Annotated in this window: 22 protein-coding genes and 2 tRNA genes; 10 read left to right on the top strand and 14 right to left on the bottom strand. The window is 70.0% G+C overall.

Annotation, left to right across the window (positions count from 1 at the left end):
* Positions 1–13 precede the first annotated feature (13 nt).
* The 4 genes from ABT116_RS10515 to ABT116_RS10500 all read right to left on the bottom strand — a co-directional run bounded on the left by ABT116_RS10515 (position 14) and on the right by ABT116_RS10500 (position 2,904).
* Positions 14–481 carry a copper chaperone PCu(A)C gene (locus ABT116_RS10515; RefSeq protein ID WP_351630640.1) on the bottom strand — a complete coding sequence of 156 codons (468 nt, stop codon included), beginning with the start codon at positions 479–481 and terminating at the stop codon, positions 14–16.
* Entirely contained in the window at positions 478–1,131 is a 654-nt protein-coding gene (locus ABT116_RS10510; RefSeq protein ID WP_351630637.1) for an SCO family protein, read from the bottom strand. Before ABT116_RS10510 ends, ABT116_RS10515 begins: the two co-directional genes overlap by 4 nt.
* A gap of 94 nt (positions 1,132–1,225) precedes the next feature.
* The gene (locus ABT116_RS10505; RefSeq protein WP_351630634.1) at positions 1,226–1,963 is read right to left on the bottom strand and encodes a YcnI family copper-binding membrane protein; all 738 of its coding nucleotides are present in this window, start codon (positions 1,961–1,963) and stop codon (positions 1,226–1,228) included.
* 119 nt (positions 1,964–2,082) lie between these two features.
* Entirely contained in the window at positions 2,083–2,904 is an 822-nt protein-coding gene (locus ABT116_RS10500) for a hypothetical protein (RefSeq protein WP_351630631.1), read from the bottom strand.
* Between the two features lie 244 nt (positions 2,905–3,148).
* Between ABT116_RS10500 and ABT116_RS10495 the strand changes: the two genes are divergently transcribed.
* On the top strand, positions 3,149–3,613 hold the full coding sequence (locus ABT116_RS10495) for an ATP-binding protein (RefSeq protein ID WP_351630628.1): 465 nt from the start codon (positions 3,149–3,151) through the stop codon (positions 3,611–3,613).
* 74 nt (positions 3,614–3,687) lie between these two features.
* On the opposite strand, the gene ABT116_RS10490 is transcribed toward ABT116_RS10495, so the two are convergent.
* Positions 3,688–6,681, bottom strand: coding sequence for a glycine--tRNA ligase (locus ABT116_RS10490; protein ID WP_351630626.1), 2,994 nt, complete (start codon positions 6,679–6,681; stop codon positions 3,688–3,690).
* A 279-nt stretch (positions 6,682–6,960) separates the two neighbouring features.
* Here ABT116_RS10490 and ABT116_RS10485 point away from each other — a divergent pair, with 279 nt between their 5' ends.
* Positions 6,961–7,788 carry a triphosphoribosyl-dephospho-CoA synthase gene (locus ABT116_RS10485; protein ID WP_351630624.1) on the top strand — a complete coding sequence of 276 codons (828 nt, stop codon included), beginning with the start codon at positions 6,961–6,963 and terminating at the stop codon, positions 7,786–7,788.
* Positions 7,789–7,846: 58 nt separating this feature from the next.
* On the opposite strand, the gene ABT116_RS10480 is transcribed toward ABT116_RS10485, so the two are convergent.
* Both ABT116_RS10480 and ABT116_RS10475 read right to left on the bottom strand, forming a co-directional pair.
* Entirely contained in the window at positions 7,847–9,310 is a 1,464-nt protein-coding gene (locus ABT116_RS10480) for an aminopeptidase P family protein (RefSeq protein WP_351630621.1), read from the bottom strand.
* Positions 9,311–9,387: 77 nt separating this feature from the next.
* Positions 9,388–10,902, bottom strand: a complete 1,515-nt coding sequence (locus ABT116_RS10475; RefSeq protein ID WP_351630618.1) for a PP2C family protein-serine/threonine phosphatase — start codon at positions 10,900–10,902, stop codon at positions 9,388–9,390.
* Between the two features lie 504 nt (positions 10,903–11,406).
* Between ABT116_RS10475 and ABT116_RS10470 the strand changes: the two genes are divergently transcribed.
* Positions 11,407–12,072 carry a bifunctional DNA primase/polymerase gene (locus ABT116_RS10470; protein ID WP_351630616.1) on the top strand — a complete coding sequence of 222 codons (666 nt, stop codon included), beginning with the start codon at positions 11,407–11,409 and terminating at the stop codon, positions 12,070–12,072.
* 55 nt (positions 12,073–12,127) lie between these two features.
* Positions 12,128–12,757 (top strand): hypothetical protein, encoded by a 630-nt coding sequence (locus ABT116_RS10465; protein ID WP_351630614.1) that lies wholly within the window; start codon positions 12,128–12,130, stop codon positions 12,755–12,757.
* Between the two features lie 252 nt (positions 12,758–13,009).
* On the opposite strand, the gene ABT116_RS10460 is transcribed toward ABT116_RS10465, so the two are convergent.
* From ABT116_RS10460 to ABT116_RS10450, 3 genes are all read right to left on the bottom strand, one after another.
* On the bottom strand, positions 13,010–13,999 hold the full coding sequence (locus ABT116_RS10460; RefSeq protein WP_351630611.1) for a DUF5926 family protein: 990 nt from the start codon (positions 13,997–13,999) through the stop codon (positions 13,010–13,012).
* A gap of 219 nt (positions 14,000–14,218) precedes the next feature.
* On the bottom strand, positions 14,219–14,857 hold the full coding sequence (locus ABT116_RS10455) for an ATP-binding protein (RefSeq protein WP_351630609.1): 639 nt from the start codon (positions 14,855–14,857) through the stop codon (positions 14,219–14,221).
* A 206-nt stretch (positions 14,858–15,063) separates the two neighbouring features.
* Positions 15,064–15,891, bottom strand: a complete 828-nt coding sequence (locus ABT116_RS10450; protein ID WP_351630606.1) for a glycerophosphodiester phosphodiesterase — start codon at positions 15,889–15,891, stop codon at positions 15,064–15,066.
* A gap of 286 nt (positions 15,892–16,177) precedes the next feature.
* Here ABT116_RS10450 and ABT116_RS10445 point away from each other — a divergent pair, with 286 nt between their 5' ends.
* Complete coding sequence (locus tag ABT116_RS10445) at positions 16,178–17,596, top strand: S1C family serine protease (RefSeq protein ID WP_351630604.1); 1,419 nt, start codon at positions 16,178–16,180, stop codon at positions 17,594–17,596.
* A gap of 63 nt (positions 17,597–17,659) precedes the next feature.
* Positions 17,660–17,746: transfer RNA gene (locus ABT116_RS10440), tRNA-Ser, on the top strand.
* A 136-nt stretch (positions 17,747–17,882) separates the two neighbouring features.
* On the opposite strand, the gene ABT116_RS10435 is transcribed toward ABT116_RS10440, so the two are convergent.
* On the bottom strand, positions 17,883–18,779 hold the full coding sequence (locus ABT116_RS10435) for a tyrosine-type recombinase/integrase (protein WP_351630602.1): 897 nt from the start codon (positions 18,777–18,779) through the stop codon (positions 17,883–17,885).
* Between the two features lie 510 nt (positions 18,780–19,289).
* On the opposite strand from ABT116_RS10435, the gene ABT116_RS10430 reads away from it, so the two are divergent.
* Positions 19,290–20,135, top strand: a complete 846-nt coding sequence (locus ABT116_RS10430; protein WP_351630599.1) for a hypothetical protein — start codon at positions 19,290–19,292, stop codon at positions 20,133–20,135.
* Positions 20,136–20,153: 18 nt separating this feature from the next.
* Here the strand turns inward: ABT116_RS10430 and ABT116_RS10425 are convergent, their stop codons facing one another.
* Complete coding sequence (locus ABT116_RS10425; RefSeq protein ID WP_351630596.1) at positions 20,154–20,366, bottom strand: hypothetical protein; 213 nt, start codon at positions 20,364–20,366, stop codon at positions 20,154–20,156.
* 259 nt (positions 20,367–20,625) lie between these two features.
* Here ABT116_RS10425 and ABT116_RS10420 point away from each other — a divergent pair, with 259 nt between their 5' ends.
* Positions 20,626–21,297 (top strand): hypothetical protein, encoded by a 672-nt coding sequence (locus ABT116_RS10420; protein WP_351630594.1) that lies wholly within the window; start codon positions 20,626–20,628, stop codon positions 21,295–21,297.
* 118 nt (positions 21,298–21,415) lie between these two features.
* Here ABT116_RS10420 and ABT116_RS10415 read toward each other — a convergent pair.
* Positions 21,416–22,320, bottom strand: a protein-coding gene (locus ABT116_RS10415) for an IS5 family transposase (RefSeq protein ID WP_502983848.1) whose coding sequence is annotated in 2 segments (ribosomal slippage) — positions 21,416–21,921 and positions 21,921–22,320 — 906 coding nt in all. Because the reading frame shifts where the segments join, the coding sequence is not laid out codon by codon here.
* Between the two features lie 71 nt (positions 22,321–22,391).
* Here ABT116_RS10415 and ABT116_RS10410 point away from each other — a divergent pair.
* Both ABT116_RS10410 and ABT116_RS10405 read left to right on the top strand, forming a co-directional pair.
* On the top strand, positions 22,392–22,859 hold the full coding sequence (locus tag ABT116_RS10410; RefSeq protein ID WP_351630591.1) for a hypothetical protein: 468 nt from the start codon (positions 22,392–22,394) through the stop codon (positions 22,857–22,859).
* A 138-nt stretch (positions 22,860–22,997) separates the two neighbouring features.
* Positions 22,998–23,109, top strand: a tRNA-Ser gene (locus ABT116_RS10405).
* A gap of 338 nt (positions 23,110–23,447) precedes the next feature.
* On the opposite strand, the gene ABT116_RS10400 is transcribed toward ABT116_RS10405, so the two are convergent.
* Positions 23,448–23,667: hypothetical protein (locus ABT116_RS10400; protein WP_351630588.1), on the bottom strand; the 220-nt coding region annotated here is incomplete at its 5' end.

The following is a 23,667-nucleotide window of genomic DNA, read 5'->3' as shown; positions in this document are numbered from 1 at the left end:
AGGGGTCCCTCCCTCAGTGTCCGGTCTTGGGCATGTAGGTCGCGGGCTTCACCGGCATATCGACCTTCATGGGGCCGGAGTGCGCGAAGTGCAGTTCGACGGAGACCGTCTGGCCTTGCTTCGGCTTGCTCTTCAGCTGCTCGAACATCAGGTGGTCCCCGCCGCTCTTCAGCTCGAGCCGGCCGCCCGCGGGGATCTTGAGGCTCTTGACCTCCTGCATCGCCCCGTCGACGGTCTCGTGCACGGTGACCTGCCCGGCGATGTCACTGGTGACCGAGGTGAGCTCGTCGTCGGCGCCGCCCTTGTTGGTGACGGTGAGGAAACCGGCCGCCATGTCGTCGGACACCGGCTGCGGCATGTAGGCGGAGCCGGCGGAGAGGTCCGGTTTCCCCGAGTCGCTTCCGGAGTCCGAGCCGCCGCAGCCCGCCAGAGCCAGGGCTCCGGCCAGGGCGAGGGCCGTCGGGACGAGTCGCCGCCTCACGGGTTCTCCCCCTTGACGATCTTGGGGAGGTCCTTGGTGTAGTCGTCGACGGTGGCGTCCTCGCCGTAGAGCACATAGCCGCCGTCGGTCTTCGGGGAGAACGCTATGACCTGGGTGCCGTGCTCGGAGATGAGCTTGCCGTTCTTGTCCTTGCGCGTCGGCTCGATGGAGATGCCGAGGGTGCGGGCGCCGGCCTGGATGGTCGCGAAGTCGCCGGTCAGGCCGACGAACTGGCTGTCGATGCCCTTGAGCCACTTGCCGAGCTCGGCCGAGGTGTCGCGCTTGGGGTCGGTGGTGACGAACACCACGCGGAGTTCGTCCTGCTCGGCCTTGGGCAGCTGCTTCTTGGCGACGGCGATGTTGTTCATCGTCAGCGGGCAGACGTCGGGGCAGTGGGTGTAGCCGAAGTAGATCAGTGTGGGCTTGCCCTCGGTCTCCTTGCGGAGGTCGTACTTCTTGCCCTGCGTGTCGGTGAGGACCAGGTCCGGCTTCTCGAACGGCTTGTCGAGGACGGTGGCGGCCTTGTCGGAGCCGGCCTCCTCGGACACCACGGAGACGGGCTTGTCGCCGGCGTCGCCGCTGCCGCAGGCGGTCAGGGTCAGGGAGGCGGCGGCGAGCAGTGCGGCCGCGGCGAAGGTCTTGGTGCGCATAGAAAAATGTCCCAGTTGTCGGTGACCCGGCGCGCACCGGGGGTGCCCCCGCCCGGGGGCGGGGGCCCGGCGCGCGCCGTCAACGGAAGCAGCCTCAGGCGTCGGACCGCCGGCGCCCGGCGAGCACGCCGTAGGCGACGCCCGCCGCGCCGACCACGATGCCGACGATGCCCAGGACGCGAGCGGTGGTGTCGGTGCCGGCGGAGGAGTCGGAGGCGGCGGTTTCGGCGGAGGTCTTCTCGGCCGACTTGGCCTCGGAGTCCTCATCGGCGGACGAGCCGTGGTGCCCGTCCTCGGAGGCCGCGGACAGCTCCAGCACCGGGGCCGGGTTGTCGGGCTCTTCCTGGCCCTTCTGCGGCACCTCGATCCAGCGGACGACCTCCTTGTTGGAGTACGTCTGGAGGGCCTTGAAGGCCAGCTGGTCGGTGTCCTCGGGCAGTTGGCCGACGGAGAGCGGGAACTTCTCGAAGTAGCCGGGCTCGATCCCCTTGCCGTCGGCGGTCCAGGTGACCTTGGAGACGGCCTCGGTGATCTTCTCGCCGTGCATCTCCAGCGGCTTGTCCAGCTTGGACTTGGTGACCTCGATCTTCCAGCCCGGCATGGGCTCCGGCATGACGGAGGCCAGCGGGTGGTCGGTCGGGAAGTTCACCTCGAGCTTGGTGGTCGAGGCGTCGTCGCGCTCGTTGGGGACCTTGAAGTCGATGACCGCGTAGCCGCCCTTGGCGGCCGTGCCCTCGGGCTGCACGGTGACGTGCGCGAAGGCGGGGGCGGACAGGGCGAGAACGGTGATACCGGCGGCGGCACCGGCCGCGACGATACGGGAAGCCTTCATGGAAGGGGCACTCCGCTGTGAGTCGGTCTGGATGTGGAAGGAGGGATGCGCGCACACGCGCGTGCCGCACGACGGCGGCCCCTCCTCCGCGGGAGCGGAGTGGTGGTGGTCGCGTCGCGTCAGGCGGCGAGGGCGAGTGCGGCTGCGGAAGCCGTGGCGGTCGGCGGGCCGCGCCGGATCACCGTGTGCTGGAGCGCCGCCGTGCGAGGCATCGGGGGCGCGGACGGAGTGGTGTGCGCCGGGCGCGGGTGGACTTCCGGGGCCCCCGGAAGCCCGGCGCGCAGGGCGCGAACCAGGGCGAGAGCGGCCCGCAGGGAGCGCATGAGCGCCCCCTCGGCGACTCCCTGGGCCGACAGCTCGGTGAGCCGCAGCAGAGCCAGGTCGCCGTGACGCAGCAGCCAGCCGGCGGCGAGCGCCGCGAGGAGGTGGCCGAGCAGCATCGGCAGGGACGGCCACAGCGACGCCGACGACCCGGACGCGGTGTCCGCGGCCAGATGCGTGTGCGCACCCGTGGGCGGCTGGATCCGGGCGTCGGTGAGGATCCTGTGGGCCTGCGCAGGGCTGATCGCCGCCGCCGTCGTGCCGCACACGAACCGTGCGGCCTGCTGGACCAGCGCGGCGTCACTCCCGCCCGTCGGCGCCGTGGACGGGACGGCGGCCGTACCGTGCTGGCCGAGGCCGAACAGCGTGTGCAGCACCGTCTGGCCGACCGCGAGCAGCGCCGTGATCCCCGCCAGCGAGCGCACCCGCCCGGCGAGCGGAGCCGCCACCGCGGCCACTCCGAGGAATCCGGCACCCAGCGTCCACAGCGGGATGCCGTCGCAGGAGGCGAGTGCATGACCTGCCCCGGCCAGCACGACGCAGACCGCGGCGAACACCGCGGCCCGCAGGATCCGGAGCGTGTGTCCGGAGCGCGTCGCGCGCGCGTGGGGGGCAGTCATGGCGGGCTCATCATCGCACTGGCCTCGCAGACCTCGTGCGGCAGGTCCACAAGATGCCGTACGACCGGAACATCACGCTCTGGCCCCGCGCGCCCCCGGATGCACCGATACCTGCGCCCACATACACCGATCAGGACCAGCGCGCATCCGCCGTATGGGCGGCGTCACGCCAACTTCACGCTTATACAGGGGGACTCGGGGCAATACGTAACGGTATGTCGAGCCGCAGCCAGGAGGCTGGAGCATGAGCATCTGGTGGTCACTCCATCTGCGGCGCGAAGCTGCGAGCGTGCCGCTCGCCCGTCGCCTGCTGATCGGCACGATGGAGACCGCGGGCGTCGACCCGGACATCTCCTACGACCTCTCCGTCGCCCTCAGTGAGGCGTGCGCGAACGCCGTGGAGCACGGCGGGGACACAGGGCGCGGCTCCGGCTCGGAGGCCTACCGGGTCACCGCATACCTCGACGGCGAGAAGTGCCGGATCGAGGTCGCCGACGCGGGCCCGGGCTTCCCCGCGGCTTCGGCAGGCCTGTCCCGCCCGCCGGTCCGCCCCGCGCACTCCGACGCGGAGAACGGCAGGGGGCTGTGTCTCATCGAGGAGCTGGCCGACCATGTCCACATCGGCAACAAGCCGGGCCGGGGCGGAGCCGTGGTGAGCTTCGACAAGGTCCTGAAGTGGCGTTCCGACGCCCCGCTGATGGCGGTCTGACCTCCCGCAACAGGACGGCGTTTCACGTGAAACAGCCGTGTTTCACGTGAAACAGCGCCCGTGATCGGCAATACCTACAGCGCTCCCCAGTCCAGCGTCGTACGCGCCAGCCCCGCCACGTCCGTCAGCAGCGCCAGCCGCGCCGCCCGGACCGCCGGATCGGGGTCCATGACCAGCACCTCGTCGAAGAATGTGCCGATCGCCTCGACCAGCGGGGCGGAGACCTCGATCAGCGCGCCGAGATCGTCCTCCCGCCCCTGCAATGCCTGACGCACGGCCTGCGCGCTCTCGGCGAGAGCAAGTTCGGCGGGCGCGGTCAGCAGGGACCCATCGGCCGCCGCGACACCGCCCTCGGGCAGGATGCGCACCACCCGCTGGAAAGCGGCGGCGAGCGCCTCGAACGCCTCGCTGCCGATATGCCGCTCCAGCGTGGCGAGCGTGCGATCGCCATGGGCGGGCCGGTCGGCCCACACCAGTACGGCCTGGACGAGCCGGTGCTCGTGCCCGGCGTCCGTGAGCTGCTGCTCGTAGCGCCGGGTGATGAGCTCGGCGGCTTCGGCGACCCGCTCGGCGGGCACCTCGACGCCCTGCGCGGCATACCGTACGGCCGCCGCGCGCAGCCCCTCGCTCACCCGCACCCCGGCCACGGCGGGCACGCTCCGCAACACGTTGAGCAGCCCGATCGCGGCCCGGCGCACCCCATAGGGGTCGGAGCTCCCGGTCGGCGCGGCGCCGATCAGGAACATGCCCGTCACCAGGTCGAACCGGTCGGCGAGGGACAGCACGGCCCCCGCGTCCCCAGCCGGCAGGGCGCCACCGGCGGAGCGGGGCAGTTCCATCTCGGCCAGCGCGCGGGCGACCTCGGCGGATTCACCGGCCCGGCGGGCGTACTCCTCGGCCATGACCCCGGCCAGACCGGAGAACTCGATCACCATCTGCGACGCCAGGTCGAACTTGGCCAGCGCGCCGGCCCTCCGCACGACCCCCACCGACTCCTCCGGGAGCCCGGCCCGTCCGGCCAGGTCCTGGGCGAGGGAGGCGAGCCGGACGGCGCGGTCGGCGACCGTGCCCAGCCGGTCCTCGAAGGTCAGCTTGTCCAGCCGGCGCCGGAACTCCTCCGGCGCCACCTTCAGGTCCGCCCGCCAGAAGAACGCGGCGTCCTCGTAACGGGCCCGCAGCACCGCCTCGTTGCCCGCCCGCACCACGTCGTCGTCGCACAGGGCGTTGGCGAACGTCACGAAGTGCGGCATGAGCCGGTCGCCGTCCAGCACCGGCAGATAGCGCTGGTGCTTGCGCATCACGGTGGTCAGGACACTCGCGGGCAGTTCGAGGTAGCGCTCGTCGAACGAGCCCCGCACGGCGTACGGGAACTCCAGGATGTCGGTGATCTCGTCGATCAGCCCGGCCTGGTCCTCCACGTCGATGCGCCCGCCCACCTCGGCCGCCGCCTCCAGGGCGCCACGCACGACAGCGCCGCGCCGGGCCTCCCGGTCGAGCAGGATGCCGTGCATGTGCAGGAAGTGCGGGTAGCCCTCGGCGGAGGTCACCCGGACCTCCGGGTAGGGCGCCTGCCGCTGCACCCGCGTGGTGTCGCCGGACGACAAGGAGGAGACCACCACGGGCAGCGGAGTGCGCCCCAGCAGGGCGAGCAGCCAGCGCACGGGACGCGAGAACGACAGCCCCGGGTCGCTCCAGCGCATGTTGCGCCCGGCCCGCAGCCCGGAGACGACCTCGGCCAGCAGCTCGCTGAGCACCTCGACGGCCGGGCGGCCCTCTTCGTGACGGGTGACCGCCACGTACTCGACCCCGTTGGCCTCGACGACCCGCACATCGGCCGGTTCGGCGCCCTGGCTGCGGGCGAAGCCGAGCAGCGCGGGTGTGGGGGCACCGTCCTTGTAGGCGGCGGCGACCTTGGGCCCGCGCACGGTCCGCATGGTGTCGCGCTCGCGCGGCTGCACACCGTCGACCGTGATCACGATCCGGCGCGGTGTGGCCATCACGTTGATCGCGCCGTGCCCCAGCCGGGTCGCGGCGAGCTTGGCGGTGACCGACTCGCGCACCGCTTCGGTGGTGGCGGGGACGTCGGCGTACGGCAGCTCCTCCACGCCGATCTCGAACAGCAGCGTCTCGGTACCGGGCACCTTGGGGAGCATGGCCCGCTCGGCCGGAGCCGGCGCCGCCGCCCGCCCGAGCGGATGCTCCAGCGCGGCCCGCCGCCGCTCCCACAGCTTGGCCGTCTCGTGCGTCAGGCCGCGCATCAGCGAGAACGCCTTGGCCCGCTCGGTGGTGCTGATCGCCCCGCGCGCGTCGAGCACGTTGAAGGTGTGGCTGCACTTCAGCACGTACGTGTACGCCGGGACGGGCAGCTCCAGGTCCAGCAGGCGCCGGGCCTCGGCCGCGTACGACTCGAACAGCCGGTGATTGGTGTCGATGTCGGCGTCGTCGAGGTAGTAGCGGCTCATCTCGTACTCGTTCTGCCCGAACACCTCGCCGTAGGTGATCCCCGGCGCGTAGGCGATGTCCTTGAAGTGGGACACGCCCTGAAGGTTCATCAGGATGCGTTCGAGCCCGTACGTGATCTCCACCGACACCGGGTCCAGGGCGACACCGCCGACCTGCTGGAAGTAGGTGAACTGGGTGATCTCCATGCCGTCCAGCCAGACCTCCCAGCCGAGCCCCCAGGCGCCGAGCGCGGGCGAGGCCCAGTTGTCCTCGACGAACCGCACGTCGTGCGCGTTCAGATCGACACCCAGGGCGCGCAGGCTGCCCAGGTACAGCTCCTGCGGGTTGCCCGGGTCGGGCTTGAGGATCACCTGGAACTGGGTGTGGGTCTGGAGGCGGTTGGGGTTCTCGCCGTAACGCGAGTCGTCCGGCCGCACGCTGGGCTCCACGTAGGCGACGCTCCACGGCTCGGGACCGAGCACCCGCAGTGCCGTGGCCGGGTTGGCCGTACCGGCTCCGACCTCGGTGTTCAGCGGCTGCGTGATCATGCAGCCGTTGTCGCTCCAGTACTTCTGCAGGGTGAGGATGGCGTCCTGCATGGTCAGCGCCGTCTGAACGTTCTTCATGATGATCGCGCCCGTTCCCCGAGTCGGCCCGGCAAGGTCGGCCATGATCTCATACGTCAACTACCGCTGACCTGCTGTTTCTTGACCGACCGGTCGGACGTGCGCTGGGAGGGGCCGTAGGGGGTGCCGCTGGATCGCCGTGGGCGGGCGCGGGTCGTGCATGGCCGGTCGCGCAGTTTCCCGCCCCCTATGGGGCGCGGTACCCCGGGAGGCGGTGCAAAGGGGGCTCACAGCCGGGACCCATCCGTCTCATGGGTGGCCCCCCTACATTCCCGGCCCATGACGGGAACGCAGTACGGGAACGGCCGCGCGGACCAGGCACTCGCGAAGGCCGCCGTCGACGCCCTGATCGGCCAGCTGGCCCTGACCCCCAAGCCGGGTCTGCCCGATCCGCGGGAGCGCACAGCCCGGGACCACAGCGCCCTGCGGTGGTCGGCCGGGGCACTGCTCCCCGGCCTCACGGCCATGGCCGCCACGGCCCGCCGCACGGGCGAGCCCAGCGCCCGCCTCCGCGCGGACCTGGGCGCGATCGGCCGCTCCACGGAACACACGGTGGCGCTGGCGGGCGGCGGCCACCGCGGCGCCCTGTGGACGCTGGGCCTGCTGGTGGCGGCGGCAGCCCTGCAGCCGGGAGCCACACCGGTCGGCATGACGGCCCTGGCCAAACAGCTGGCCGCCCACCCGGACCGCCGCGCCCCGCGCCGCCCGTCGCGCGGCTCCACGGTGTCGGCCCGCTACGGCGCGGCCGGCGCGAGGGGAGAGGCCAGGGCGGGATTCCCGCACGTCCGCCGCGCCCTGACCACCCTCACCACGGCCCGCAGTCAGGGGGCCAACGAACCCGAGGCCCGGCTGGACGCCCTGCTCACGGTGATGTCCACGCTCCAGGACACGGAACTGCTGTACACGGCGGGTCCGCGGGGGCTACGTCATGTGCAGGCGGGGGCGCGCGGTGTCCTGGAGGCGGGCGGCACGGCGACGGAGCCGGGTGCGGCGGCGCTGAGAGCCCTGGACACCGACCTCGCGGAACGCACCTGGACCCCACGGGGCAGCGCGGCCCTGCTTGCGGGCGCACTGTTCCTGGACGCCCATCCAGGGGCGCGGGGCTGAGTCACTGTGCGGCTCCGCCGCAGGGCGCGACCAGCCCCCACGCACCCGCAGACGACACTCAGCCCTTGACGGAGGCCATCCACGCCTCGACCTCGTCGGACCGCCGGGGCAGCGCGGCACTGAGATTCCGGTTGCCGTCCTCGGTGACGAGGATGTCGTCCTCGATCCGCACCCCGATGCCCCGGTACTCCTCCGGTACGGTCAGGTCATCGGCCTGGAAGTACAGCCCGGGCTCGACGGTGAGGCACATCCCCGGCTCCAGTGTGCCGTCGACGTACGCCTCGACCCGCGCGGCAGCGCAGTCGTGCACGTCCATGCCGAGCATGTGCCCGGTGCCGTGCAGCGTCCAGCGCCGCTGCAGCCCCAGCTCCAGCACCCGCTCCACGGGCCCCTCGACGAGCCCCCACTCGACGAGCCTCTCGGCCAGCACCCGCTGGGCGGCGTCGTGGAAGTCGCGGTACTTCGCGCCCGGCTTCACCGCCGCGATCCCGGCTTCCTGGGCCTCGTACACGGCGTCGTAGATCTTGCGCTGGATGTCGCTGAAGCGGCCGTTGATCGGCAGCGTGCGCGTGACATCGGCCGTGTAGTACGTGTGCGTCTCCACACCCGCGTCGAGCAGCAGCAGCTCGCCCGAGCGCACGGCTCCGTCGTTGCGCACCCAGTGCAGCGTGCAGGCGTGCGGCCCGGCCGCGGCGATCGTGCCGTAGCCGACGTCGTTGCCCTCGACGCGCGCGCGGAGGAAGAACGTGCCCTCGATGTACCGCTCGGAGGTCGCCTCGGCCTTGTCGAGGACCTTCACCACGTCCTCGAAGCCGCGCACGGTCGAGTCGACCGCCTTCTGCAGCTCGCCGACCTCGAACTCGTCCTTGACCAGGCGCGCCTCGGAGAGGAAGACCCGCAGCTCCTCGTCGCGCTCGGCGGTGACCTTGTCGGTCAGGGCCGCCTCGATGCCGGCGTCGTACCCGCGCACGACCCGCACCGGGCCGGTGGCCTCGCGCAGGGCGTCGGCCAGCTCGCGGACGTCGGAGGCGGGGATGCCGTACAGCGTTCCGGCCTCGGTGAGGGAGTGGCGGCGGCCGACCCACAGCTCGCCCTGGCCGTCCAGCCAGAACTCCCCGTTCTCGCGATCGGACCGCGGCAGGAGGTAGATCGTCGCCTCGTGGCCCTCGGCCGTGGGCTCCAGGACCAGGACGCCGTCCTCGGTCTGGTTCCCGGTGAGGTAGGCGTACTCGACGGAGGCGCGGAAGGCGTACTCGGTGTCGTTGGAGCGGGTCTTCAGGTTGCCCGCGGGGATCACCAGACGCTCACCCGGGAAGCGCGCGGACAGCGCGGCCCGGCGGGCGGCGGTCTCGGCGGCCTGGGGGATGGGCTCGAGGTCGCGCAGCTCGGTGTCGGCCCAGCCGCTCTTCATGTTCTCGGCCAGCTCGTCGGACACGCCCGGGTACAGTCCGTTCTTCCGCTGCTTGATCGGCTCTTCGCTCTCGTCCGGGGTCGCCGGTGTGAGCTCCTCGGCCACGGTCATCCTCCTCGATAACGGCACTGGACCACCGTCCACTGTACGGCGGCGGGGAAGGGGGCCCAGGGCGATGACGAGGAGCGTTACTCGAACCTGACCGCCAGCAGGACGACGTCCTCCGCACCGTCGGCCGCGTCCAGCCCGTCCGGCAGCACGCTCCGCAGAACGTGGTCGGCGATGGCGCCGGGATCGCCGCGCAGGGCCCGCGGCACTCCGGCCGCCGCCGCGTGCAGCCGGGCGAAGGCGCGGTCGGTGGCCTCGCCGGTGCGGTGCAGGAGCCCGTCGGTGTAGAGCAGAACCGTCTCTCCGGGCTCGGCGAGGATCTCCACGCTCGGCGCCTCCCAGCAGGCGAGCATGCCCAGCGGGGCGGAGACGGAGGTCTCGACGAACTCGGTGCGGCGCTGTCCGATCAGCAGCGGCGGGCTGTGCCCGGCGCCGGCCAGCGTGATCTTGCGCGCGGCCGGCTCGCAGTAGCCGAACAGGGCGGTGGCGGACCGGGCGGGCTCGGTCAGCCGCAGCAGCAGCTCCAGGTCGGACAGGACGGCTACCGGGTCCTCCCCCTCCATCACGGCGTACGCGCGCAGCGATGCCCGCAGCCGCCCCATCGCGGCGACCGCGCTGGGCCCCGAGCCGGTGACGGATCCGACGGCGAGACCGAGGGCGGCGTCGGGCAGCGGCAGCGCGTCGTACCAGTCGCCGCCGCCGCGCGGACCGGTGCGGTGCCGGGCCGCGAGCTGGACGCCGCCGACCCGGGGAAGCCGGGCGGGCAGCAGTTCGTCCGACATGGTGGCCATGGACGTGCGGGTGCGTTCCAGTTCGAGGAGGCGGGCCAGGTGCTCGGCGGCGTACCGCGCGTAGAGGCCGACGAGATGGCGCTGCCGCTCGCCCGGTTCGGCGGGCTCGTCGTAGAGCCAGACGGCGGCGCCGAGGCGGACGGCGGTGTCGGCGGTCAGAGGCAGGGCGTAGCTGGCGGCGTAGCCGAGGCGGGCCGCGACGTCGCGGTGGCGGGGATCGAGCCCCTCCTGGGCGAAGAGGTCGGGGTCGGCGATGCCGCCCTCGTCGCCCGGCAGCCCGTCGAGGATCCGGCCGTACGACAGGGCGCTGCGCGGCACGGTCTCGATGTGGCCGAGATCGGCGCGGGCGAGGCCCAGGCCGATGGTGGTGTCGGGGCCGAGTCCGTCACCGGGTTCCATGACGACGAGGCCGCGCCGGGCGCCCACCAGGGCGGCGCCGGCCCGCAGCACTTCTTGGAGCGCCCCGTCGAGCGTGGTGGTGCGGGCCAGGCGTTCGGTGAGCTCGTGCAGGGTGGTGAGGTCGGAGACCCAGCCGGCCAGACGGTCCTGGAGCACGGCACCGGCAGGGGCCGGGGGGTTCGCGGGCACGGCCGGGGACGAGCCCGCCGCTACGGGCGCGACAGTGTGTGCGGGTGCCGGAACCGTTGAATCGATTCCAGCCACTTTCGGAGGGTGCGGAGCGTTCATGGCGTCCGGCCTTCCAACCGGTACGTACTGCTCAAAAGCATCGCAAACCCCCATGTCATTCTGCGTCGCTAGCAGTGTCTCCACATGTACACGCACTCGTGAGGAGATGTCCAGCATTGTCCTGCCGGGATTCCTGGTGTCCGTGAGGTGCGAGGGAACAACTCTTCTTCCTCTTGCGGAAATGTAAAGTTGGCTTAAAACTGCCTCAGGGGACGGCTTATTGCGGTCGACTGGGCTTGCTCGACGGAGCGTCACAACGGTCGTGATGGGTACGTACTCGGTGAAGGCCAGGGGTGGTTGGGAACCACCCGGAACCTGGTGACGGAACCGGGCGTCCTATCCACCGACGACCGTGCCCCATCCTCCCGTGGCGGAGGCGGAGAGAAATACGCGCGACGGCAAACGCCATACTTCGCCACCCCTACGCCACGCCCGTGCTTTCGACAGACGCAGTATGGGCGGGACAGCCGCGGAGGCAGCCCGAAGCTCGACCCATAGGGGTTCCCCTTGCTTCCAGCAGGGGTGTGATGCGCCAACAGGTACGCACAGTGAAGTGATCGACACATGATGTGATGTGGACCACGGTGTTGCCAGGCGTGCAACGGAAAGGAACGAGCGCTCATGCGCGAGATCCTCGGAAGGCGACGCAGGCTCTTGTCTCAGCGCAGCGACGGGAAGCCTGAGCTGATCGACGCGGCCCTGACCTACGCGACGCAGTGGCAGTGGCCCGTACTCCCGGGCGTGGCGGCGGACCCGCAGGGGCACTCCCGCTGCAGCTGCCCCGACCCCGACTGCACGGTGCCCGGCGCGCACCCCTTCGACCCCGGCCTCCTCGCGGCCACCACCGACGGACGCATGGTGCGCTGGTGGTGGGGCAACCGGCCGACGGCGCCGATCGCGCTGGCCACCGGCGGTCACGCGCCCTGCGCGGTCTCGCTGCCGGCCCTGCCGGCCGCCCGCGCCCTCAAGGCGCTCGACCAGATGGGCATGCGGCTCGGCCCGGTCGTCGCCTCCCCTGACCGCTGGGCGATCCTCGTCAAGCCGTACTCCATGGAGCAGCTCGGGGAACTGCTCTACGCCAAGGACTTCGTGCCCGGTTCGCTCCGCTTCCACGGCGAGGGCGGCTACCTGGCGCTGCCGCCTTCCGAGACGGGCCAGGGCGAGATCCGCTGGGAGCGCGCGCCGCTGCCCGGCTCGGCCTCGCCGTGGGTGCCCGATGTCGAGGCCGTGGTGGACGCCGTGGTCGAAGCCCTCACTCGTACGGGTGTGAGCGCGCCCGAGTTCTAGGGCTGTCGGGCGCGCCGAGCCCGGCGCCCGCCCTGGCGCGTTAAGTTCCGGAACCATGCGGCGTCACGCCCGGGGCCGCTCCCGGGACCCTCGAAAGACCAGACTGCTCGCCCTCGCGGGCGTCGTGGCGGCGTGCGCGATCGCACTGCCGCTGGCGGTGGCGTCCGCGGGGCCGGTGGAGTCGGCGAGGGCCAAGCGGGCTGCGGTTTCGGTGGGCACGGGCGCCCGCACGTCCGGTTCCGGTGCCGACTCCCGCTGGTCGGGTTCCGCTGCCGTACGGCCTTCCCCGCGTGCCGACGGCAAAGCACTCGGGGCGTCCTCCGACGCCCCCGGCCTTCCGGCGCTCGGCCAGGGCCTGTCGACCGCCGTGCGCTGCGGTCCCGAACTCTCCTCGCCCGACGGCGTCGAGGCGCAGACCTGTGTGGTGACGCAGGGTGCGCAGACCTGGGCGCGGACCTACTACCGCAATACGACGGGCGAGGCGCTGGACGCCGCACTGAGCCTGATGGGCCCCGGCGACCGCACGGTGCTGATGACGTGTGCCGTGGAGGCGGAGGACGAGCCGGGAACGTGCGAGACGCCCCGGGAGCCCGCGCGCGGGAATCCGGCGGCGTACACGGCCGTCGCGGAGTTCGCCGAGCGGGGCGGGCGGGGACCGCTGCTGCTGCGCTCGGGAAGCAACTAGCTTGTGAGAACAGGTAGTTGAGGAGCTGCTGCGCTCCGTGAACGGAAGCGGAGACGCAAAGACCCGGTTGCTGGCGACGGGGGATGCACCAGCAACCGGGCTACAGGAACGGTAACAAGAGATCGGCGGTTCGCAAATTCGAACTCGCCTTTCCGGTCACCGACTGGCTTGTCCCCGCCGGGAGTTGTGACACGACGGGGTGCCGGAAGCGGGCCGGCCGGTGGACCGGCCGGCCGGACGCCGGGGCGGGCGTCAGCTGAGCGTGACCTGCCGGTTGGTGAGGCCGCCACGGGCGCGGCGCTCGTCGGCGGTGAGCGGCGCGTCCGTCGCCAGGGCGGCGGCGAGGCGCTCGGCGAACTCCGCCGCGGGCTTCTCCACGTCGTCGGCGGTGACCCCGCTGGGCAGGTCCCACACCGGCACCGTGAGCCCGTGGGCGCGGAAGGAACCCACCAGGCGGGTGCCCTCGCCGAGGCTGGAACGGCCCGCGGCGTGCAGCCGCGCGAGGGCGTCCAGCAGCAGTTCCTCGGCGTGCGGCATGACCCACCGCAGATGGTTCTTCTCCGGCGTCTCGCACCAGTAGGCGGCGTCCACGCCCTGGAGCTTGACGGTCGGGATGGCCGCGGCGTTGGCCCGCTCCAGGGAGGCGGTCACGTCGGGCGTGGCGTTCTCCGGGTCCGGCACCCAGAACTCGAAGCCGCTGTGCACTTCTGGCTCGAAGGCGCCCTCGGGGTCGAGCAGATCCTGCAGTCGCGGGCTGTCGGCCGGGGCGCGGCGGCCCTGGACGGGCGTGCCGGGCTTGGCCTCGAGGGCGCGCTGGAGGGTGTCGGCGAGGTCGCGGCTGATGTCGCCGGAGGAGGTGTCGTTCTGCAGGCCGAGCAGGACCGAGCCGTCGTCGCGGCGCAGCGCCGGCCAGGCCATGGGAAGGACCGTGGCCAGGGTGACCGCCGGGACGCCCTCGGGCAGACCGTCCTTGAGGGTCAGCGCGACCGTGGCCGCGGGGACCAGCTCGCGCAGAGCCACCCAGTCGCACTCGCCGGGCAGGCCCTCGAAGGGGCGGTGCACCAGCTCGGTCGCGGCGTGCGAGGCGGCGCGGCCGTGACAGGCCTTGTAGCGGCGGCCGCTGCCACAGGGGCAGGGCTCACGAGCGCCGACGACCGGAACGTCTCCCTCAGCACCTGCGGTTCGGGCCCCGCCCGTGGTCTGCGGGCGCTTGGCCTTCGTCTGGGGTCGCTTCTTGGCCATCGATGGGTCTCCCGGTTACGGCTCGTCTCGTACGCTCGCGAGCCTAGCCGTTCGTGCCCCGGGCGACGGGGTCCTGTGGACAACACCCGATTCAGCGCGGCGTGCGCGCTCGGCCCCCGGCGGTCTTGGTCCCCGTCGGTCGCTGTGCCCGCGGTCGCGGACCCCGCCGGTCTCGGTCCCCGTCGGTGGCTGTCCCCGCCGGGCTCGGTCCCGGTGGTCTCAGTCCATGTCGTCGAAGGCGTCCGCGAAGTCCAGCCCGGGTATCTGGGAGACCGCGGGGGCGGCGACGCGCGTCGCGAAGTCGTCGCGGCGGTGGCCGGCGTCCGGATCGTGCACGTCGTCGTGGACGATGACCCACACGGTGACCTCGCCGCGGATGTCGTCCCGTACGCCCCAGTCGTCGGCGAGTGCGGTGATGATGTTCAGCCCGCGGCCGCCGTGCGCCGTGACCGACGGGGTCGCGGGGGCGGGGCGGGTCGGGCCGCCGCCGTCCGTGACCTCCACGACGAGCCGGCCGGCCGGCTCCACACGCCACGCGGCACGGACGTCACCGTCACCGGACAGCGCGTCGCCCAGGGGTCTGCCGTGCTTGCACGCGTTGCTCAAGAGCTCGGAAAGAATCAGTACGGCGTCGTCGATGACCGATTCCGCGACTCCACCTCCGCGCAACTGCGTACGCATCCGGTGCCTCGCCACCCCCACGCCCGCAGGGCCATGGGGAACGGCCATGCTCGACGACGTGGGCACCTCCTGTGCCACCACCAACGCCACCCCCGAGACCTCCTTCGCCCCACGCCACGGTGTGGATGCCCCATTGGCCTGTACCGGAAACCGGCCAATCCACGTCCGGGGACGCATTCACCACGACCGAATACGGATCGAACGCGCCGGAGCACTCCCTGTAACCGCTGGCTGAAAATCATCGGTGTGGCCGAGAGGGGAGGATCCCGCCCGGCACCGCGCGGGGTCAAGAGGTGTGCGTGGGTCTGGTGGGACTTGAGAGGTTGGTCGCGCCGGGGTGGACGTCAACGGCCGAGCTGGTTGCCGGCGCCGGAGCTCGGGCGTCAGCGGCCGAGCTGGTCCAGCACCGCGCGCGGGCGGTTGGTGATGATGGCGTCGACGCCCAGCTCGACGCAGTGGTCCACGTCCCGGGGCTCGTTCACGGTCCACACGTGCACCTGGTGGCCGGCCTGCATCAGCCGCTCGATGTAGGTGGGGTGGTTGCGCACGATCCGGAGGGAGGGGCCCGCGATCCGCACGCCCGGGGGCAGCCGTCCGTCGCGCAGCCTGGGTGAGAGGAACTGCGTCAGGTAGACCGTCGGAAGCGTCGGCGAGGCGGCACGCACGCGGTGCAGCGAGCGGGCCGAGAAGCTCATGACCCGCACCTGTGACTCCGTCGCCGAGACCGGGGCGTCGAGGCCGAACCGCTTCAGCAGGTCCAGCAGCCGGTCCTCGACCTGCCCGGCCCAGCGCGTGGGGTGCTTGGTCTCGATGGCCAGTTCCACGCGGCGCCCGGCGTCGGCGACGAGTTCCAGCAGCCGCTCCAGGGTGAGTACGGATGTCGCCTCGCGGTCCTCCGGGCGGTGCTCCCAGTCGGGTTCCTCGTCGCGTCCCCTCCAGGCCTCGCCCGTCTTCCAGGAGCCGAAGTCCAGGGCGGCGAGGTCGGCCAGCTCCAGCGCGGAGACCGCGCCGCGGCCGTTGGACGTACGGTTGATCCGGCGGTCGTGCACACACACCAGGTGGCCGTCGGCGGTCAGGCGCACATCGCATTCGAGGGCGTCCGCGCCGTCCTCGATCGCCTTGGTGTACGCGGCCAGGGTGTGTTCCGGGGCGTCCTCGGAGGCTCCGCGGTGGGCGACGACTTGAATCACGTGCTGTCGTGCGTGGGTCACCGCGTCATGGTGCCACCGAGTGCGGGTACGCGTCCGGTCGGACGGACTCGACGGAGACGCAGGTCCGGACGGAGGCATTGGGATTGCATCCTTTTCGCCGTTAATGACCTATATAAAGAATGGCCTCGGACGCACAGCCACCGCTTATGGTGCCCTGACGGCCGGTGGGAAAAGCTGACGGCATACAAAGGGACAAGCTCAGGTGTATCGCGCCGGACCCGTCGACCGGCGTGAAAGCGTGAACGCATGCGACCCCGGAAACGGCCGTGGATCTAGGAGAGAAGCTGTGAGCACCGAGAACGAGGGCACCGCGGTACCCCCCGCCCCGTCCGCACCCCCCGTGCCGGTGGACGCTCCCGCTGCTCCGGCGCCCCAGGGACAGGCCCACCAGGGGCCGTACGGACAGGACGCCCAGGGGCAGGTCCCCCAGGGACAGGACGGCGCCGGCCACCCCGGCGCCTCCTCTTCCGCCCCCGACCCGTCCTGGCCCCCGCCCCCGCCGCCGACCGCCCCGTACGGCGACGGCGGTTCCGGGTCCGGCTCGGGCGGCTGGGGTTCGTCGTACCAGCAGCCGACGCCGGCGCCCGGCCGCAGGCGCGGCGGTCTGGTCGCAGCGGTCCTGGTGGCCGCGCTGGTCGCGGGCGGCGCGGGCGGCGGGCTCGGGTACGTGCTGGCGAAGGACAACGACGAGAGCACCGGTTCGACGACGGTCTCGGCCTCCGCGAGCGGCGGCGACGTCAAGCGCGACCCGGGCACGACGGCGGGTGTCGCCGCCAAGGCGCTGCCGAGCACGGTCACGATCGAGGCCGAGAGCACCAGCGGCGAGGGCGGCACCGGCACGGGCTTCGTCTTCGACAAGCAGGGCCACATCGTCACCAACAACCACGTGGTGGCGGACGCGGTGGACGGCGGCAAGCTCACGGCGACCTTCCCGAGCGGCAAGAAGTACGACGCCGAGGTGGTCGGTCACGCGCAGGGCTACGACGTGGCGGTCATCAAGCTCAAGGACGCCCCGTCCGACCTGAAGCCGCTCACCCTCGGCGATTCGGACAAGGTCGCCGTCGGGGACACGACCATCGCGATCGGCGCCCCGTTCGGCCTGTCCGACACGGTGACGACGGGCATCATCAGCGCCAAGAACCGCCCGGTGGCCTCCAGCGACGGCAGCGGCAGCCAGGCGTCCTACATGAGCGCCCTGCAGACCGACGCCTCGATCAACCCGGGCAACTCCGGCGGTCCGCTGCTGGACGCGCAGGGCAATGTCATCGGCATCAACTCCGCGATCCAGTCCACCGGCAACGGCGGCTTCGGCACGGGGCAGTCGGGCTCGATCGGCCTGGGCTTCGCCATCCCGATCAACCAGGCCAAGTACGTCGCCCAGGAGCTGATCAAGAACGGCAAGCCGGTGTACGCGAAGATCGGCGCGTCCGTCTCCCTGGACGACGGCTCCGACGGTGCGCAGATCACCGACCAGGGCGCGGGCGGCGCGGCACCGGTCGAGCCGGGCGGCCCGGCGGCCAAGGCGGGCCTCAAGCCGGGCGACGTCATCACCAAGCTCGACGACCGGGTGATCGACTCCGGCCCCACCCTGATCGGCGAGATCTGGACCCACCAGCCCGGCGACAAGGTCACGATCACCTACGAGCGCGGTGGCAAGCAGCACACGGTCGACGTCACGCTCGGTTCCCGCGTCGGCGACAACTGACCCCCACCCGCCCGCACCGACCCGTTACCCTTGTCCCCGCGCCGCCGATCACGGCCGGCGCGGGGAGGCGTGCCCGAGCGGCCGAAGGGAACGGTCTTGAAAACCGTCGTGGCAGCGATGTCACCGTGGGTTCAAATCCCACCGCCTCCGCGCAGGTCATAGATGTTGCAGGTCAGAAGGGGTGCCACTCTCCGGAGCGGCACCCCTTCTGCATGGACCCTGTCTCAGTCTTTCTCGCCCATATCCCAGCGTTGACCAGTACGTATGGGCCATCTGTGGGCCAGGGTCACGACTCTTCCCCTTCGTCGAGCGCGCGGGAGATGAGGTCGTTGGAGTGCTGCTGACCGCCCTTAAGGATCTTTGCGTAGAAGCGGTAGAGCACGGCGATGCTGTGGCCGGCGCGCGCGGCGACTTCCGCGGGGTCCACCCCCGACTTGATCCAGAGGGAGACTCCCGCGTGCCGAAGGGAGTACGGCACGGCGGCGAGGTCCGACTTCACCTCACGGGGCGTGAGGACCACCTTTCGCGCTCTCTCCCAGACGTCGCAGTACTCGGTGGACGGGACGCGCCCTCCCCGCGAGGCCCGGAACAGCCGGCCGTCGTCGGCCGTGCCGTAGCGCTCGATGTGCTGACGAAGGAGGTGCACGAGAACGGGCGGGATGGGCACGGTCCGCGTCGCTCCCTGCTTACGTCGCTTGAGCCCACGCTTTTCGTACGACGTGCCCTCATCCGTCCAGCCGCCGCCGACTTCCGGGCGGCTCTCTCCGAGCAGGAGTTCGCCCCACTCCTGAACGGCATCGGGCGAGTTAGGCGGCAAGGTGCAGTCGGATTCGGTGAGCGCGACGATTTCACCAGGGCGCATGGCGGCGTAGTAGAGGCATCCGAAGAACGCGTGGAGGTGCTGACCGCGGGGGCCAGAGTCGCGGACTGCCCCGAGCAGGGCTCGCGCCAACCGTGGGTCCGGCACGTACCGGAAGTCGATTTCGTCGTCACTCTCGGGCGGCGTCCAGTCCACTCGCGGGAGAGGGTTGGAGGCGAGTAGGCCCTTCTCCTCGACTGTGTAGCGAAGAACGTTGCTCAGCACCATGCGCTTACGTCGGGCGGTGTTCTCCGCGGCTTTCCCACCGTCCAGACGGAGGGAGAGGGCTTCAAGGGCGGGACGGAGGAGGGCGGGGTCCTCCAAATCTTTGACCTTGATGGAGCGGGCGGCGACCCATTCCAGGGCGGTAAGGATCTCCGCCGGGGGCTCCTCGGCTACGTGGCGCGGGACCCAAGTGCCGTCTGGCCCTCGAACTGCGCGAAATGCCCACTGATAGAGCGCATCACGTAGCACTGAGGGGCGGGGCGCCCCCCGCTTGGAGCCCCGCAAACGGTGACGAGTCGGGTGCCTACTGAGCTTGAACTCGGGTTGCTGAGCCGCTGATAGGGCTCAACGCGGGCGAAGCCACCGCCCCATATGCGGGCGATGCCGCCTGTCTCAACGAACCGCCCCTTCGAGTCACGAGGTGGAGTTCCTCCCGCCACGGGCGGCGGGCGCGCTTGGTCTCGAAGACTGAGGCGAGAGCGTTGATGATCCGGTTCGGCATGCGGGCGGACCATGCGCAGCGGACCTGCTTAGCGTCGCGGGCTCACAGCGAAGGCTAGTGGTTGATGGAGTATCACGCGGGTATCTCCCCCTGCGGGGGTGGCGAAAATGAGCGATAGTGGGGCGGAGCCCACAAGTGACGTAAACCATGATAGGGCGAGCGGCGACAACGCTGACGGTGCCGATGTCGCTGGTGGTGCGGACGACACCGACGGTGCGGACGTCGCTGACGGCGCGGATGGAGCGAGCCCCGACCGAGATGCAGATTCCTCTACGGCGGCTACTGGCGCCGAACGGCATACAGCGCTCAGCGCATGGGGCACGCTTCTTGCCGGCGTAGCAGCGGTGCTCACGCTTTTCACTGCGTGCACCACGACTTATGTGGCCTACGTCACGTACAAGGACGGGCGCCAGCAGGATGAGGAGAAGCAAGCGCAACAGGAAGCCGATTTCGCGCAGCGCGTCCTGGCGAGCGGGACAGGTAAGAATGGAGGGGCAAACATAACAGTCGAAAACAGAAACCTCCTCCCCGTCGGTGGATTGCGTTTGCGAGTCTGGGCGACGATCTATAAGAAAGAGAATTGTAAGGCCGCGAAGGACACCCTTAAGTGCATTCTTGACTATATGCGGAGCAGGGAGGTGGACGACGTTGAGATCGGGCCAGTGGTCGTCCCTGCATGCACGCAGTTGACCTTCAGCATGAAGGCGACATTGAGCGGGGATGACGGCTGGGCGCCTCGCGACTACTCCGGCTGGGTTCCGATTGCCGCCGATTTTACTGATCGCCGAGGTGTGAACTGGTGGTCGCCTGTCGATGGAATATTTGTGAGAGGAAATTCAAAGCGTTTCATGACTAGTGATTCCCTTCGAAAGATATCGAAGGATGCTCACCTTGGTAAGAGGCACCTGTTGACTGCCGTGACGACGTCAAAGCAGGCAAAAAACTGTAGGTGATCACGGTGTCCTAGAAGCTCACATCGTCTCGGTGAGTATGTGCAACAGAAACCACTCGGAGAACCCCAGCCACCCCACGGTGAAGGCCGCGCGGCCGGCCTTGGACGGGCGGATGCGGAACAGCCTGCGCGTGTTCTCGCTGAGGGTGTTGCCCTCCTTGCGGTTGATCAGCTCCCAGGTCTCGAATAGGGCGAACAGGGAGGTCCACAGGGCCCAGACGATCCAGCGCACGACGTTTCTCCCTTGAGTGCGGTGCGATAGCGCAGGCCGCAGCGGCAGTTGACGGTGAGGGGGCGAGGGCGAGCGGATCGCCGGGGAAGCGCACCGGCCAGCCCTCCATCTCGAAGGGCTGCTTCACGGGCAGCGGGCGCTGAATGGCTTAACCGATTCCTCCGTATCGGTGAGTGGTCCCACTTGGGTTCCCGCGTAAGCTGACGCTTCGTTTTCCTTCGCTTTACGATGGAAATCGGCCGTTGCTCGGAGGATGTCCATGGGATTCAGTATCGGCACCACAACGTTGCGAATTAGCGGGGAGAATTACACCACCGTCCGGTGGGTTACCGATTGCCTGGTGTCTCTAAATTATGCCTACGACGTCTCAGCAGTAGCTCACATCATTGACCAGGGTGGGCTCGACAAAGCGGAGATCGTGGTCTTCAAAGCAGCTGTCGAGAGCGCTCCCGAAGCCGGGCTGGCAGCGGCGACCCTATCCCTTGAATCGATGATTGAGGAAGCGGCCCGGTTGCAATTGGAGCAGTTGAATTCAGACAACTCATTCACGATCAGTCTCACAGGAATCGCCGAGTCCATTCGCGAGCTTGCCGATGTGTTCGATCCGTCCAGGAGGGCAGATCGCAAAGAGGATAGAGCGCGGAAGAAATCTCACCGCCAGCACGAAGAGAATATGAACAAAATGCATGAAAAGGTAACCGAGGCGCAATCGGTTGCCGAGCTTCAGAACATTAAGGATCGGGCTGAAATTAGCCAGCTTGAGGCGCTATCTCGGAAGCTCGAACTATCCGACGAGATTTACAATCGACTCGCGAACCAGTTCGGGGAGGAAGAGGCTGAAAAATTCCTGGATAAAATCAAGGGCGAGCCGGGCAGAGCCATCGGCCTACTTCCGTCTACGGATGTTCAGGCGATCGAGGCCCCTGAGTGACGTCGGTGCGCGCGTGTCGAGGGGAGATCCGGGCAGGGCGTATCCGTGACGTTGCCCGATTCAGGCAGGAGGTCGGCCTCCAGGACTGGGCGAGATGGACTAGGCAGTTTCGTTTGGATCAGCGGGCGGACCAGAGGAAGATGCCCGCGATGTGGAGTCCGGCCAGGTAGATGGTGGCGGTCTTCTCGTAGCGGGTGGCGATGCCTCGCCACTGCTTCAGACGGTTGATGCACCGCTCGACGGTGTTGCGTTGCTTGTAGATCTCGCGGTCGAAGGCTGGTGGCCTGCCACCTTGGCTGCCCCGACGGAGCCGGTGGCTGCGCTGGTCTGCGGGGACAGGGATCACTGCCCGGATGCCCCGCTTGCGCAGGTGCTCGCGGATCGCGCGGGAGGAGTACGCCTTGTCGGCCAGGACCAGGTCCGGCCTGGTGCGAGGTCGTCCTCGCCGACGGGGAACGCGCAGGCGGGCCATGACCTCGGTGAAGGCAGGTGCATCACCGGCTTGTCCGGCGGTGAGAACGAACGCGAGGGGTCGGCAACGGGCATCGGCGGCGAGGTGGATCTTTGTGGTCAGTCCGCCGCGGGAGCGGCCGATGGCATGGTCATCGGGTTCGCCGGCCGGGGCCCCTTTTTGCGGGCTCCGGCCGCGTGCTGGTGGGCCTGCACGATCGTGGAGTCGACCGATACGGCCCAGTTGAGGTCCTCGTCCGCGTCGGCCTGTGCCACTAGAGCAGTGAAGACCCGCTCCCAGGTGCCATCGACGGCCCACATCCGCAGCCGGTTGTAGACACCCCGCCAGTTGCCGTACCTCTCCGGCAGGTGGACCCACTGCGTGCCGGTCTGGAACTTATAGGCGATGGCGTCGATCACCTCACGATGGTCGCGCCAGCGGCCACCCCGCTTCGGTGTCCGGTCCGGGAGTAACGGCTCGATCCGCGCCCACTGCGCGTCAGTCAACGGCACACCCGGACCAACGACAGACTGATCCAAACGAAACTGCCTAGTCCGGTCGTCGCTGATCATTGGCGAGGTAGCGGACCGGACTAGAGGCAACTACCGTAGTCGCTGAACTCTTCAGCGACTACAGTCCCGCCATGGACTGGGGAGACACACCGGCGTGGGTGGCCTGCGCACTCTCGGCGGGGGCCTTCATTGTCAGCCTGAAGGCCCGCGGTGACGGGAAGGAGTCGGCCAGGGCAGCCGTGCGCTCGGCGAATGCAGCCGAGGCGGCGCTGGCTGAGCAGAGGCTGGCGGCGGAGGAGCAGCGTGCTGCGGACGCTGAGGCGGCCCGCCCGCAACCCGAGCTGGTGGTGGAGTACTCGAGGGGCAGCATGTACAGGCTGTGCAACTACGGTACTGGGCCAGCCCTTAAGGTCACGGTGCTTGAACAGGACTTGCCGCCTGTCGTTCGAAATAGACCGATCGACCGAGACCTCCAGCCGGACGAGGCTCACGAGTTCATCATGACGGGCACATTGGGTGGCCCTGTGCCTCCGCAGGTTTACGTGACATGGGACGGGCAGGACTCGCCCGTCCCGCTTCGCGTGCCGCCACGGCCCTGATTCGGCCGCCCTGAGCGGGGGTAACGGGGGCGGCCGTGGGCTATCCGGACCTGCCGCATCGTGGCACCTCTGACCCGCTCCGTGAGGCTTATCGAGCTCCGCATGGGCCATGTGTGGGCCAGGGCCCTACCGTAGACAGAGGGCGAGCGAGTATTTGCAGGTCACCCACAGTGCAGGCCCGTGCGCCATGTCGGTCTTGAAAACCGTCGTGGTAGCGATGTCACCGTGGGTTAAAATCCCACCGCCTCCGCGCAGGTCATAGATGTTGCAGGTCAGAAGGGGTGTCCTCTCCGGAGAGGCACCCCTTCTGCATGCACCGGGTCTCACCCTGGTTCGGCGGTATCCCACCTCTGACCAGTGCGTGCGGCCAACCTGCGGCCAGGATTCAGGCCCCCTTCCCCGAAGCAGTGCCCGCGCCTGTGCGGGTGTGGCGACGCTGCGCACGTCCAGTTCCTCGACTGCCTTGGGCGTCTGCCAGTGCACCCGGAACAGCGGATTGTCCGGCAGCAACTCGTGTTCGAGGGCCAGGCGCAGGCAGCCGCTCAGCACCGCACGGGCGCCGGAACTTAGAGCGTCCGGCAGTAGGCGTTACTTCAGCTTGCGGGTGGTGGCGCGGCCGGCTTCAAGGTGACGCCGAAGGCGTTCTCGGACTTCGTCGAGGCAGCGGCCCGCCGCTCGCTCTGACGCATACAGCGGCACAAAACAGGGAGGCGCCCGTACACCCCGGTCTCCTTCGCCGCCCTCGCCGGCCGTGACCGCGGCGTGCTGAGCGACCCGGTCCGCACGACCGCCCTGCACGAGTGGCATG

It is taken from the genome of Streptomyces sp. NPDC002130 (genome assembly GCF_040296465.1).
Taxonomy (GTDB): domain Bacteria; phylum Actinomycetota; class Actinomycetes; order Streptomycetales; family Streptomycetaceae; genus Streptomyces.
This window is presented reverse-complemented; position numbering and strand designations above follow the sequence as displayed.

Coding starts and splice junctions, on each gene's coding strand:
- ABT116_RS10455 (WP_351630609.1), bottom strand. CDS start 14,857: ATGCGTCCCCGGACGTGGATTGGCCGGTTTCCGGTACAGGCCAATGGG.
- ABT116_RS10470 (WP_351630616.1), top strand. CDS start 11,407: ATGCGCGAGATCCTCGGAAGGCGACGCAGGCTCTTGTCTCAGCGCAGC.
- ABT116_RS10430 (WP_351630599.1), top strand. CDS start 19,290: ATGAGCGATAGTGGGGCGGAGCCCACAAGTGACGTAAACCATGATAGG.
- ABT116_RS10500 (WP_351630631.1), bottom strand. CDS start 2,904: ATGACTGCCCCCCACGCGCGCGCGACGCGCTCCGGACACACGCTCCGG.
- ABT116_RS10475 (WP_351630618.1), bottom strand. CDS start 10,902: ATGCTGGACATCTCCTCACGAGTGCGTGTACATGTGGAGACACTGCTA.
- ABT116_RS10480 (WP_351630621.1), bottom strand. CDS start 9,310: ATGACCGTGGCCGAGGAGCTCACACCGGCGACCCCGGACGAGAGCGAA.
- ABT116_RS10465 (WP_351630614.1), top strand. CDS start 12,128: ATGCGGCGTCACGCCCGGGGCCGCTCCCGGGACCCTCGAAAGACCAGA.
- ABT116_RS10490 (WP_351630626.1), bottom strand. CDS start 6,681: ATGAAGAACGTTCAGACGGCGCTGACCATGCAGGACGCCATCCTCACC.
- ABT116_RS10420 (WP_351630594.1), top strand. CDS start 20,626: ATGGGATTCAGTATCGGCACCACAACGTTGCGAATTAGCGGGGAGAAT.
- ABT116_RS10505 (WP_351630634.1), bottom strand. CDS start 1,963: ATGAAGGCTTCCCGTATCGTCGCGGCCGGTGCCGCCGCCGGTATCACC.
- ABT116_RS10510 (WP_351630637.1), bottom strand. CDS start 1,131: ATGCGCACCAAGACCTTCGCCGCGGCCGCACTGCTCGCCGCCGCCTCC.
- ABT116_RS10495 (WP_351630628.1), top strand. CDS start 3,149: ATGAGCATCTGGTGGTCACTCCATCTGCGGCGCGAAGCTGCGAGCGTG.
- ABT116_RS10485 (WP_351630624.1), top strand. CDS start 6,961: ATGACGGGAACGCAGTACGGGAACGGCCGCGCGGACCAGGCACTCGCG.
- ABT116_RS10410 (WP_351630591.1), top strand. CDS start 22,392: ATGGACTGGGGAGACACACCGGCGTGGGTGGCCTGCGCACTCTCGGCG.
- ABT116_RS10460 (WP_351630611.1), bottom strand. CDS start 13,999: ATGGCCAAGAAGCGACCCCAGACGAAGGCCAAGCGCCCGCAGACCACG.